Below are 12,324 nucleotides of genomic sequence, written 5' to 3'. Positions count from 1 at the left end.
GGCGTGACGTAGTTGGATTTGTTGTCGAGTACTAAAACAGAGTCAGGCTGATGACGAATGGGGTTCGGTCAGCCTGACGGTCGGTCATTAAAGGTTGGATGTCCGAGCAAGAACAGCTCAGGCATGGCGCACGTAAGATGGCGCGTGGAAAACTTTTTGTGCGCTGCTTCGTACCCACTGACCAAAGCGCTGACTGGCGGCGCGAAACGCTTCGGAACGCATGCGTTCGGCGTTACGGATATGGTAGGCCACATCTGCGTCGTAGACGTTGAGCCTGCGGTCACCCTCCAGCAGTTCAGAGTGGTGGGTTGAATTGGTCAAAATAGCCGGGTCGATAAACATTTGAGTTTCTCCTCTGTGGCTTAACACGTCAGGGGTTTGGGAATGCCGTCTGCATCCCCGTCCTGTTGCGACCACAATAGGGTGAGCCCGGATACATCACAAACGATCAATATTTGAGCCATAAGTGAGCTAAATTCATCTACGTCCCGTTCGTCTGGTCAGCAAGCGGTTACGTTACACTCAGCGCTAGCCCGGAAAGTGCAATAAACCCACCCGCCCAACGATGCAAGCCGGGCAAAACCCGGGCCGCCAGGCCTGAAAGAATGCCAACGCCATGCAAGGCACCCGTTGCCAGTACAAAGCCAAAGGCATAGGCCATGGCCGAGCTGCCTAACGGCATTTCGTTGCCATGCGCCAGGCCATGGAACACGGCGAAGCCAGCGCAGAGCATTGCCGCAGCGGTTGCATTCAATTTGCCGTTTACGGCCAGCACCAGGCCAATAACAACAGACGAGGCCATTATCATCGGCTCCGTCGACAGCGTCAGCAACGGTGCGACCAACCCGGTCATGGCCAGGGTGCCGCCCAGGACCATGGCTACCACAAACACCAGAGGTAACTGCCAGCGAGCGTTGCCGCCCAGGTGCGCTGCCCAGAACCCGACGGCCACCATGGCTAAAAGGTGATCGAGCCCGCCAATTGGGTGGGCGAGGCCGGCGGTAAAGCCTGAGGCATGGGTATGGCCTTCATGGGCCAGGGCCAGCCCGGGCAGTAACGTGGTTGCCAAAACGCTGGCTGTAGCGATGGATTTATTGAGTGGGGGCATGATGAATCTCCTGGGTTAAGCGTGAGGTTTGGCCTTAAACAACGGCCTTGGCGGGTGGCAGTGTTTTCGCTTCAAGCATGCCTTCCCGCACGATAAAGGCGATGATGTCATCGAGACCCTGGGCTGCTTTAAGATTGCTGAATACAAAAGGACGGTCGCCGCGCATGGTTTTGGCATCGCGGTCCATCACAGCGAGGTCAGCGCCGACCAGCGGGGCAAGATCGGTTTTATTGATGATCAGCAAATCAGATTTGGTAATGCCCGGCCCACCCTTGCGCGGTATCTTGTCACCCGCCGAGACGTCAATGACATAGATCGTCAGATCTGAGAGTTCCGGGCTGAAGGTGGCACTCAGGTTGTCGCCGCCGCTCTCCACAAACACCAGGTCCAGGTCGCCGTGTCGTGCGGTCAGTTCATCGATGGCGGCCAGGTTCATCGAGGCGTCTTCGCGAATGGCGGTGTGGGGGCAGCCGCCGGTTTCAACACCGATGATGCGATCGGCACTGAGCGCCTGGTGCTGGGTCAGGAATTTCGCGTCCTCCTGGGTGTAGATGTCGTTAGTGACCACCGCGATGTCATAGTGCTCGCGCATGGCGGAACACAGCGAACGCAGCAAAGCCGTTTTACCGGAGCCAACCGGCCCGCCGACACCGATGCGCAAGGTTTGTTTGGGTTGTGTTGTTGTGGTTTGAGTGTGATTGATCATGGTTGGTTCTCCCCTCAGGATCGGAACAAGCGGCTGTATTGGGTTTCGTGATAACAACTGGCGATGGCGAGCGCAGGAAGACACGCGCCGATGTCATCGTCTTCCAAGGTGGTGGCCAGGGCGATGGCCTCAGGTATCAGTGGCTGCAATTCACCCAGTAAACGCTGGGCATCGGTTTGGCCGAGTGGCACCAGTTTGGTTGCAGCGGCAATCTGGTTTTCCAGCCAGGCCCAACTAAAGCCCAAAGCTGCCGTGTGAAACGCAATGCCCCAGTGCGAAGCGGCCATGGCATAGCCAGTGACAAAGCTCAGCGGTTCGGCGGGTGAGAAGGGCAGTTCGATGCCGAGGCTGCGCAGTAACCGAGCCAGGGCTTTACCCATGGCGGTATCAGTGAGTCGCAATTCCTGCGTTTCACGACAAGCCAAAGCCAGGTCGTTCCACTGGGTGAGCGCCTTTACATCGGTATGGCCGAAACTGTGCATGGCTCGCTGCAGCAGCGGCAGATCGAGACGGCCCAGGCCTTCAATCAATTGCAGGCTTAGCGCCTCGAAGGTATCGAACTTGGTGCGCACCCAGCCGAGGTCAATACTGCTTTCCAGGCCCTGTGAAAAGGCAAAGCCTCCAACGGGCAAACTGACACTGCTCAGTTGTAACAAACGCAGCTGATGGATATCAGTCAGCATGGGCATGGCCTTTGATGTGACTGTGAGAATGTCCAGCATCATGGTTGTGTGAAGAGCTGTGTGAATGGTTGTGCGCGTGCCCATGAGAAGTGCCCGGTGCATAAGCGCCAGATTCCGGGTTGAAGACGGCATTGTCAGAGACAACGGTTAGCCCCTGCTGAATCAGCATGGCTTCAAGCACATGATCCGGTTTAATACGCAACCAGCGATCACCCACTTCGATTTTTACGTGCCGGTTACCCAGGTGGTAACAGGCACGGGCAAAGGTTTGCCAATCGTGGCAATGGGCTTCGGATATGGGCTCAATGGCACCCGCAACCTGAATGTGTTTACCACAGTCGCTCTTCAGAAACTCACCGACCTGTAACGCTTTGCCTCGCTCGAGAAATACCTGAACTTCCTCGCCGGCATCACTGACTGCGCGCAGTCGGCCTTTTTCACGCTGGTCGTGAGTCAGGGTTAGGCGGGCGTCTATTGAAACCGGTGAAATTGTGCCCAGCCTTTGGTGAATGATTAGCATGGTGTATTCCTCTTAAATCCAATTGTGGTATCCGCCGCGGGCCATCGCCACAAGGCAAGCCCGACACTGGGCCATTAAAACAAACAGTAGCGTTGTGCCAGTGGCAGCTCTGCTGCTGGCTCGCAGGTCAGGAGTTTGCCGTCGGCTCGCACCTCATAGGTTTGCGGGTCGACGGTGATGTCCGGTTGCCAGTCATTTAGAATCATGTCGGCTTTGGTGATGGTTCGGGTGTTCTTGCAAGCGACCAGCGTGCGCTGCAAGCCGAGTTGTTCGCCGATGTTGGCATCCAGTGCCGCCTGGCTGGTGAAGGTGACGCTCAACTGAGCGGGTGCCTGGCCGAAGCTGCCGAACATGGGGCGGTAGTGCATGGGTTGCGGCGTTGGGATGGATGCATTGGGGTCGCCCATTGGGGCTGCTGCAATCATGCCGCCTTTGATGATTAATGACGGTTTGATGCCAAAGAAGGCTGGTTTCCATAACACCAGATCGGCCAGTTTACCGGCTTCGATGGAACCCACTTCGTGTGCGATACCATGGGTAATAGCCGGGTTGATGGTGTATTTGGCAATGTAGCGTCGGGCGCGAAAATTGTCGGTACCCCGGTCAAGGTCTTCGGCGAGTAGGCCGCGTTGCTTTTTCATCTTGTTGGCGGTTTGCCAGGTGCGTGTAATCACTTCGCCTACCCGGCCCATGGCCTGCGAATCCGAAGCGATCATGCTGAAGGCACCCAGGTCGTGAAACAAATCTTCGGCCGCGATGGTCTCCTTGCGAATCCGCGAGTCAGCGAAGGCCACGTCTTCGGGTATTTTCGAATCGAGGTGATGGCAGACCATCAGCATGTCGAGGTGCTCATCGACCGTGTTGACGGTGTAAGGCCGGGTTGGGTTGGTCGATGAAGGCAATACGTTGGAATACGCACAGGCTTTGATGATGTCGGGTGCGTGTCCACCGCCTGCGCCTTCGGTGTGGTAGGTATGTATGACCCGGCCTTTGAAGGCGTTGATGGTATCGTCGACAAAGCCGCTTTCGTTCAGGGTGTCGGTGTGAATCGCGATCTGAACGTCGTAGCGGTCAGCGACGCTCAGACAGGTGTCGATGGCCGCTGGTGTGGTACCCCAGTCTTCGTGCAGTTTTAATCCGCACGCGCCGGCGAGTAACTGTTCTTCAAGCGCCACGGGCTGGCTCGCGTTACCTTTACCCATAAAGCCCAGGTTCATGGGCATGGCGTCGGTGGCTTGCAGCATTTTACCGATGTACCAGGGGCCCGGCGTGCACGTGGTGGCGTTGGTGCCGGTCGCTGGGCCAGTGCCGCCACCGAGCATGGTAGTGACGCCAGACATCAGTGCTTCTTCGATTTGTTGCGGGCAAATAAAATGAATGTGCGCGTCGATGCCACCGGCCGTCAGTATTGAGCCTTCACCGGCAATGATTTCGGTACCGGGTCCGATGATGATATCGACGTTGTCTTGAATATCCGGGTTGCCGGCTTTGCCGAGTATGGCGATGCGGCCGTTCTTGATGCCAACGTCGGTTTTAACGATGCCCCAGTGGTCGAGCACCACGGCGTTGGTGATCACCAGGTCCATCGCGACATCGCAACTGACCTGGCTTTGTCCCATGCCGTCGCGAATGACTTTACCACCACCGAATTTAACTTCGTCGCCATAGGTGGCACTGTCAGACTCGACTTCGATCCAGAGGTCGGTATCGCCGAGGCGAATGCGGTCGCCGGTGGTCGGTCCGAACATCTGGGCGTACGTGGTGCGATCCATTGTAGTCATTGTTGGGCTCCCTGATCCAATGCGCCCATGACATCACCCCGGAAACCGTAAACGTTCCGGAGCCCGGCGTAGGCGACTAGTTCGACAGTGCGACTTTGCCCGGGTTCAAAGCGTACGGCCGTGCCAGCGGCGATGTTGAGGCGAAAGCCGCGCGCGGCTATACGGTCGAATGAGAGGGCGGCGTTGGTTTCAGCGAAGTGATAGTGAGACCCAACCTGCACCGGCCGGTCACCGGTGTTCTCTACGGTCAGCTGTAAGGTGGCGCGCCCGGTATTGAGGGTAATGGACCCTTCGCCGACCTGAATTTCCCCTGGTATCATCATTAGGAGCTCCTGTGTACGTTGCGCTTTGCGGTCAACTAAATAATCGGGTTATGAACAGTGACCAGTTTGGTCCCATCCGGAAAGGTAGCTTCGACCTGTACTTCGGTAATCAGATCAGCAATGCCGTCCATCACCTGGTCGGCGTTTAGCCAGGTCTTCCCCTCACCCATCAGTTGCGCCACGGTTTTTCCATCCCGGGCGCCTTCCAGAATATTCATGCTGAGATAGGCAACCGCCTCGGGATAATTCAGTTTGACGCCACGGTTGAGTCGGCGCTCGGCCAACAGTGCAGCGGTAAAAACCAGCAGCTTGTCTTTCTCTCTCGGCAGTAATTCCATCTTTGTCTCCTGGTTGCTATTTGTTCTGTGGCGTTGGTTCGTACCGGTAACTCGGGATGCCCGGGCGGGGCCGCCGTGAATACTTCCGTGTAGGCTTAGCCTCGACATCCATGTCTCGGATATCCCCGCCCGGGCACCCCGAGCCACCGTCACTTGCTTGGTTGCCTTAATTCAATAGCCTTATCGTTAAGTTGCCCAGATTCTCGGTTCGCAAACGGAACGATTGCATATCGCTTGCCGCACTGGCGCCCAGCACTGGGTGAACAGTTTTTTAACCGGCTCTGCACGATTGGCCAGGGCTCGAATAACAATGTATCGGTCGACCTGTGTTACACCTGCCAGGCCTGAAAACTCAGAACATAGGTGTTGCAGTTGTTTTATTGCTTCGGGTGCCAGCGGCTCGTTGAATGGTCCGGCAATCATGATGGCGTTGACGCTGTGGTCGCGAAAACCGAGGCGGCCGTTGAGTGCTTTTCGGTTGGCGTTGGTAAGGTGCAGGTGTTCGCGCAGAGCGACCCGGCCGTTTTCAATGACCTGCAAGCGTTGGCTTAATTCTCCCGACTGAAACGGTTTTTTGCTGGCCGGTAGCCCCAGGCAGGTAATGTCCCATCCGATGAACCGGGCACCGTCGTTCAGGTGAATGTCGGTATCCAGGCGAGCGCGGGCATCGGGGTAGAGCAGGGTTTCCTGGGGCAGCCATTCAAGTGTTGCGTTTTCATGGGCATTGAGTGATATGTGTTGGTGTTGCAGTGTTCTGTCGGGACGTGCCCGGTATGCACGGCCTGCGCCGGGCGTAGTTAGCAGGGCGTGGGCGTTTTGGTCAACGTTGACAGCAATCTGTAAGTGATCGCCGGAAACCAGGCCGCCAGGCGGGTGTAATAAATACGCATGGGCGCAGTCCGACCCTTCCGGGTAGAAAGGTTTCTGCACATAGAGTGGGCCCTGGTGGTTGCAGCGCGATAATTGCGTGCCTCGAGGGCCGTGGGTAAAACCCAGGTTTAACCAGGCGGCCCATTCGGAGGCTTGTATCGTTGGTGGTAACGGTGCCCGACTGTTCATGGTACTGCGTCTCCTAAACGGCCAGGTGTTGTCGGATGAGTTGGTCGTTGAGATTGGCCATCTGGTCGCTGGCGACGACGCGGCCTTTCTCCATCAATCGGAATTCCTGGCCGACGCGGCGGGCGAAGCCGAGTTTTTGTTCAACCAGCACAACGGTCAGCCCGTCTTCCTGATTCAGCTTTTGAATCACATCGCCGATCTGGGTAACGATGTTGGGTTGAATGCCTTCGTTGGGCTCATCGAGAATCAGAACCCTGGGGTCGATGACCAGAGCACGGCCGATGGCGAGTTGTTGCTGCTGGCCACCGGATAGGTCACCGCCGCGTCGGTGCAGCATGTCGTGCAACACGGGGAACAGCTCAAATATTTTGTCGGGGATGGTTTTGGCTTTGTCAGCGCGTGCACCGAGGCCAATGCGCAGGTTTTCTTCGACACTGAGCATCGGGAAGATGTCGCGACCTTGAGGCACATAACCGATGCCAAGCCGGGCTCGGGCATCGGCGGGTTTCTTGTGCAGGGCTTCGCCGGCGAGGGTGATTTCGCCGCTGCTGATCGGCAGCAAGCCCATCAGGCATTTGAGCAGGGTGGTTTTGCCGACGCCATTGCGGCCCATGATGCAGGTGCAGCGACCTTCGGGAATGTCGAGATCGAGATCCCAAAGAATGTGAGTGCCGCCGTAACGCTGGTTAACGCCGTTTACGCTGATCATGGCGCTTCTCCCAAATAGACTTCGATGACATCGGGGTGGTTTTGAACGTGATCCATGCTGCCCTCGGCCAATACCGAACCCTGGTGCAATACGGTGACGGTGCGTGCGATGCTGCGTACAAATTCCATGTCGTGCTCCACCACCACCACGGTGTGTTTACCGGCCAGTGACGTCAGCAACTCAGCGGTGCGCTCGGTTTCCTCGGCGGTCATGCCGGCGACGGGTTCGTCGATGAGCAGCAACCTGGGTTCGGAGACCAGCAGCATGCCGATTTCCAGCCATTGTTTTTGACCGTGAGATAAGGCGCCTGCCTGTTGGAAGCGATGCTCGGTTAAGCCAATGGTGGCAAGTACGGTGTCGATCCGGTCAATCTCGGAGGGGCTAAGCCGGGCCAGTAGGGTGGGTAGCAACCGCTTGTTGCTTTTCAGAGCCAGTTCCAAATTGTCGAATACGCTCTGGGCTTCAAATACGGTCGGCTTCTGGAACTTTCGGCCAATGCCGAGTTCGGCGATGTCCGCTTCGCTGTACCTGAGCAGGTTGATGGTCTGGCCAAAGAACACGCTGCCTGAGTCGCATTGGGTTTTGCCGGTAATCACATCCATCAGGGTGGTTTTACCGGCGCCGTTGGCGCCGATCAGACATCTCAGCTCGCCATCGTTGATGTAGAGGTTCAGGTTGTTCAGCGCCTTGAAGCCATCGAAGCTGAGGTTCAGGTCTTCGATATACAGCAGGATGTCTTTATCGACATTGATGCTGGCCGCAGGCGGTTGTAAAAACGGCCAGACCTGGTCGCGTCGCATCAGTTCGGCGGTATTGGACAATGCCGTCATGAGGTGGCCTCCTGGTTGTGTTGCGGGGGCTCATCACTGCTCCGGCTGCGTTTCCATGAAGTGGCTAACTGGCCGTAGACACCGGCCAGGCCTTTGGGCAGAAACAGGGTAACCAGAACAAAAAGTGCACCGAGCATGAACAGCCAGCCATCTGGCATGAGGGCGGTAAAGCGGGTTTTGGCGTAGTTAACCAGAAGAGCGCCGATGACGGCACCGTACAAAGTACCCCGGCCACCCACGGCTACCCAGACGACGATTTCGATGGAGTTCAGTGGCGCAAACTCACCCGGGTTGATGATGCCGACCTGAGGCACATAGAGGGCACCGGCGATACCAGCGATCATGGCGGAATAGACGAACAGCGCGACCTTGTAGCGGTCGGTCCGGTAACCCAGAAAACGAACACGGGGCTCGCCATCGCGAATCGCTTCGATCACCTTGCCAAATCGAGACTTCAGCACCCAGTGGCTGAGCATAAAAATGGCGGCCAGAAGCCCGGCTGTGCACAGCAACAGCGCAACCCGGGTGGTGTCGGCCTGCAAACTGAAGCCAAGCAGGTCTTTAAAGTCCGTAAGTCCGTTGTTGCCGCCAAAGCCCATTTCGTTGCGAAAGAAAGCCAGCATCAGTGCGTAAGTAAGCGCCTGGGTGATGATCGACAGGTATACACCGGTAACTCGGGAATGGAAGGCGAGCCAGCCAAACACAAAGGCGAGCATGCCCGGTACCAGTAAGACCATTAGCATGGCAAACCAGAACTGGTCCATGCCGAGCCAGTACCAGGGCAAAACATCCCAGTCCAGAAACACCATAAAGTCAGGCAGGATTGGGTCGCCATAAACACCGCGACTGCCAATCTGGCGCATCAGGTACATGCCCATGGCGTAACCGCCCAGTGCAAAGAAGGCGCCATGACCAAGACTTAGAATGCCGCAATAGCCCCAAACAATATCGACCGCCAATGCAAGCATCGCGAAGCTCAGGTATTTGCCGAGTAGGGTGATGGTGTAAGTTGACACGTGAAATACAGAGTCGGCCGGTATCCACAAGTTGCCAATTGTTGCTAATACTGTCAGCGACATGAGTACGGTGACAAAGGGCAGTACTGGGCTACCGAGGCTGTTCCGGCGCGACAGAAATGTAGTCAGCAAGCTCATTCAGCAGCCCTCCCGCGTTGCGGGAACAGCCCCTTGGGGCGCTTCTGAATAAACAGGATGATGAACACCAGCACCAGAATACTGGCCAGTACCGTACCGGTAACCGGTTCCAGAAACTTGTTGGCGATGCCAAGCGTAAAGGCAGCGACTAACGTACCCAGTAAATTGCCGACTCCGCCGAATACCACAACCATAAACGAATCAATGATGTAAGCCTGGCCGAGGTTGGGCCCTACGTTAGTTAGTTGGCTCAGCGCAACGCCACCGATGCCCGCAATGCCCGAGCCCAAACCAAAGGTCAGGGCATCGACCCGGTCGGTTTTAATGCCCATGGCCTTGGCCATGTCCCGATTCTGCGATACAGCGCGCACGTATAAACCGAGGGCGGTTTTCTTCATGATCACCAGCAGGGCGATAAACACAATCAGCGCAAAAATCAGAATGGTTAACCGGTTATAGGTCAGTGACAACACCGGGTTGATTTCCAGTGAACCACTCATCCAGTCCGGTGCAGCGACGCGACGATTCAGTGGCGAAAACACGGTGCGGACTAGTTGCTGCAGAATCAGGCTGATACCAAAGGTGGCGAGCAGCGTTTCCAGAGGCCGGCCGTGCAAGAAACGAATAACGCAGCGTTCGATCAGAATGCCGAACAGCCCCGCGACGATAAAGGCGGCCGGTATGGCGACCCAGAGTGAGTAGTTGATGAAGCCCGGCATCAGAAGCTGAACCACGTAGGTGGTGTAAGCACCGAGCATCAGCATTTCACCATGGGCCATATTGATGACACCCATCACACCGAAGGTGATGGCCAGCCCAATGGCGGCGAGCAGCAGTACTGAGCCCAGGCTAAGCCCGAAGAACAGCTGGTCGACGTAGCCATAGAACGTCACCTTACCGTCTATTTTTTTCAGGGCGGCGGTAGCGGCTTCGCGCACGGCGGGGTTGTCGGCATTGCGTTCCAGATCGAACAGCAGGTTGCGCGCTTCCGGTTGCAGGCGATCCGACAGCGTATCGATGGCGGTGATTTGAGCCGCGACTGTGTTGGCTGATCGTGCACTGTACATCGCCAGTGCCAGGTCAATGGATGACAGCACGGTACGGTTGGATTCTTCGCGGCGCAGCTCGGCCAGGTCGTCAGCGGTTGCAGCATCCAGTTTTGTCAGCAAAGATAAAACAGCCGCGCTGCGCAAGTCGGGCTCTGAACTGCGAAGTTGCAGTCGGCCTATCGCGCTGCTTAGGAAGTTTCGCAGATTATTGTTTACGCGTATCTTGCTGACATCGCGCCGCCCCAAGGGCTCAATCGCGGTGCCGCTTTGAAATTCGGTGTACTGGTCGGTGCCGTTGACATCGACAATGGAGAGTAATACCTGGTCGGCTTTGCGAAAGTGCAGATTGCCATCCAGTAAGGTTTGAAAGAGTGACAGAACCTGCGGGTGACCGGTCGCCTCTATTTTTTCCAGTATGGGTTGGGTGGTGTTGAGGTCGGCCTCGGTCAGCGCTATCAACAAATCGTCATACGACGAGGTGGTATCGGTTTCGGCCATCGTCGGGGTCGACCACAACGCCAGCCAGCACCCGAACATCAGCAAGGCTTGTTTCACGGCATCCTCCGCAGGCAATCAATAAAGTGCAATAAAAGAAGGGCGGCAGAACCGCCCCAAGGGAGAGTTGGTCTAAGCCTCAGTACACGGTGCCGGAGCAGGTGCCGGTTTCGGTGTTGTAATTGCCACACTTCAACGGAGCGGACCAGTCAGCCAGTAGCATTTTCGACCCGGGCAGGTAATCGGACCAGGCATCACCCGGTACGACGCCAGCGGTCTGCCAGACAATCTCGAACTGACCGTCATCCTGAATTTCACCGATCAGAACCGGCTTGCTCAGGTGGTGGTTCCTGTTCATGACTGCCGTGCCGCCAGACAGGTTGGCAACGGTTTGGCCAATCATCGCTTGTTCAACGGCGTCGACATCGGTAGTGCCTGCCTGTTCGACCGCTTGAACCCACATTTTGAAGCCGATGTAAGTCGCTTCCATCGGGTCATTGGTGACACGGTCTTCATCGCCAATGTAGGCGTGCCACATGTCGATAAAGTCGTAGTTCACATCGGCATCCACACTCTGGAAGTAGTTCCAGGCTGCCAGGTGTCCAACCAATGGGCTGGTGTCGAAACCGGAGAGTTCCTCCTCACCTACGGAGAAGGCGATCACCGGGATGTCGGCAGACGACACACCCTGGTTGCCCAGTTCCTTGTAGAACGGGACGTTGGCATCACCGTTGATGGTGGAAACCACGGCGGTCTTTTTACCGGCACTGCCGAAGGTTTTAATGTCGGAGACAATCGACTGCCAGTCTGAGTGCGAAAACGGCGTGTAGTTGATCATGATGTCTTCTTCGGCCACACCCAGATCCATCAGGTAGGCTTCCAGAATCTTGTTGGTCGTGCGCGGGTACACGTAGTCGGTTCCCGCCAGTACCCAGCGCTCTACACCCAGCTCGTTGCGCAGGTAGTCAACCGCAGGAATCGCCTGCTGGTTGGGTGCAGCGCCGGTGTAGAAAACGTTTTTGGACGACTCTTCGCCTTCATACTGAACCGGGTAAAACATCAGGCCGTTCAGCTCTTCGAGCACGGGCAATACGGATTTGCGCGATACCGACGTCCAGCTGCCGAAAATTACATCGACTTCTTCTTGCGTCAGCAGTTCCCGGGCTTTTTCAGCGAACAGAGGCCAGTTGGAGGCCGGGTCTACAACAACGGCTTCCAGCGGACGGCCGAGCAGGCCACCGGCTTCGTTCTGTTGTTCCACCATCATCAAAACGGTGTCTTTCAACGTGGTTTCACTGATCGCCATGGTGCCGGACAGTGAATGCAGTACGCCGACTTTAATCGGGTCTTCCGCGATGGCGGCAGTGCTCAATACGGTGGACGCCACAGCAAAGCTGAGGCCCTGAAGTATGGGTTTGAGTGTCATGCTGTCTTCCCCCTGGTGTGTGTTCGAATCAGATCGATGACGGTGTGTCAGCACGATCGATTGTTGAACAGCGGGGTGCCAGGCGGTATGGGGAGGATGGCGGTGGCCCCTACGTCATTTAACGTATGGACAGTGAGAGATTA

The 12,324-nt window shown here is 56.6% G+C and carries 14 protein-coding genes; all 14 read right to left on the bottom strand.

The window, feature by feature from the left end; translation table 11 throughout:
• Positions 1-117 precede the first annotated feature (117 nt).
• Complete coding sequence (locus ABJT94_RS06365) at positions 118-342, bottom strand: hypothetical protein (RefSeq protein ID WP_348474850.1); 225 nt, start codon at positions 340-342, stop codon at positions 118-120.
• A 169-nt stretch (positions 343-511) separates the two neighbouring features.
• Positions 512-1,108 carry a HupE/UreJ family protein gene (locus tag ABJT94_RS06360; RefSeq protein ID WP_348474849.1) on the bottom strand — a complete coding sequence of 199 codons (597 nt, stop codon included), beginning with the start codon at positions 1,106-1,108 and terminating at the stop codon, positions 512-514.
• A 34-nt stretch (positions 1,109-1,142) separates the two neighbouring features.
• Positions 1,143-1,814: an urease accessory protein UreG gene (gene ureG / locus ABJT94_RS06355; protein WP_348474848.1), complete on the bottom strand. Its 672-nt coding sequence runs from the start codon at positions 1,812-1,814 to the stop codon at positions 1,143-1,145.
• A gap of 14 nt (positions 1,815-1,828) precedes the next feature.
• The gene (locus tag ABJT94_RS06350) at positions 1,829-2,503 is read right to left on the bottom strand and encodes an urease accessory UreF family protein (protein WP_348474847.1); all 675 of its coding nucleotides are present in this window, start codon (positions 2,501-2,503) and stop codon (positions 1,829-1,831) included.
• A complete protein-coding gene (gene ureE, locus ABJT94_RS06345) occupies positions 2,487-3,017 on the bottom strand; it encodes an urease accessory protein UreE (protein ID WP_348474846.1) in 531 nt (176 codons plus the stop codon). Before ureE ends, ABJT94_RS06350 begins: the two co-directional genes overlap by 17 nt.
• Before the next feature lie 74 nt (positions 3,018-3,091).
• Positions 3,092-4,798, bottom strand: a complete 1,707-nt coding sequence (ureC, locus tag ABJT94_RS06340) for an urease subunit alpha (RefSeq protein ID WP_348474845.1) — start codon at positions 4,796-4,798, stop codon at positions 3,092-3,094.
• Positions 4,795-5,118 carry an urease subunit beta gene (locus tag ABJT94_RS06335; protein ID WP_348474908.1) on the bottom strand — a complete coding sequence of 108 codons (324 nt, stop codon included), beginning with the start codon at positions 5,116-5,118 and terminating at the stop codon, positions 4,795-4,797. The genes ureC and ABJT94_RS06335 overlap by 4 nt, the downstream gene beginning before the upstream one ends.
• Before the next feature lie 38 nt (positions 5,119-5,156).
• Positions 5,157-5,459 carry an urease subunit gamma gene (locus tag ABJT94_RS06330; protein ID WP_348474844.1) on the bottom strand — a complete coding sequence of 101 codons (303 nt, stop codon included), beginning with the start codon at positions 5,457-5,459 and terminating at the stop codon, positions 5,157-5,159.
• 186 nt (positions 5,460-5,645) lie between these two features.
• Positions 5,646-6,518, bottom strand: coding sequence for an urease accessory protein UreD (locus ABJT94_RS06325; protein ID WP_348474843.1), 873 nt, complete (start codon positions 6,516-6,518; stop codon positions 5,646-5,648).
• A 13-nt stretch (positions 6,519-6,531) separates the two neighbouring features.
• Positions 6,532-7,227 (bottom strand): urea ABC transporter ATP-binding subunit UrtE, encoded by a 696-nt coding sequence (gene urtE, locus ABJT94_RS06320; protein WP_348474842.1) that lies wholly within the window; start codon positions 7,225-7,227, stop codon positions 6,532-6,534.
• On the bottom strand, positions 7,224-8,057 hold the full coding sequence (urtD, locus tag ABJT94_RS06315; protein WP_348474841.1) for an urea ABC transporter ATP-binding protein UrtD: 834 nt from the start codon (positions 8,055-8,057) through the stop codon (positions 7,224-7,226). The genes urtE and urtD overlap by 4 nt, the downstream gene beginning before the upstream one ends.
• A complete protein-coding gene (gene urtC / locus ABJT94_RS06310) occupies positions 8,054-9,211 on the bottom strand; it encodes an urea ABC transporter permease subunit UrtC (RefSeq protein WP_348474840.1) in 1,158 nt (385 codons plus the stop codon). Before urtC ends, urtD begins: the two co-directional genes overlap by 4 nt.
• Positions 9,208-10,758, bottom strand: coding sequence for an urea ABC transporter permease subunit UrtB (gene urtB, locus ABJT94_RS06305; RefSeq protein WP_348474907.1), 1,551 nt, complete (start codon positions 10,756-10,758; stop codon positions 9,208-9,210). The genes urtC and urtB overlap by 4 nt, the downstream gene beginning before the upstream one ends.
• 136 nt (positions 10,759-10,894) lie before the next feature.
• On the bottom strand, positions 10,895-12,181 hold the full coding sequence (gene urtA, locus ABJT94_RS06300; RefSeq protein WP_127556946.1) for an urea ABC transporter substrate-binding protein: 1,287 nt from the start codon (positions 12,179-12,181) through the stop codon (positions 10,895-10,897).
• Positions 12,182-12,324: the final 143 nt, after the last annotated feature.

This window comes from Saccharospirillum sp. (assembly GCF_039982735.1).
Taxonomy (GTDB): Bacteria; Pseudomonadota; Gammaproteobacteria; order Pseudomonadales; family Natronospirillaceae; genus Saccharospirillum.
Note: the sequence above shows the minus strand (reverse complement) of the source record. Positions and strands in the feature narration are given on the sequence as shown.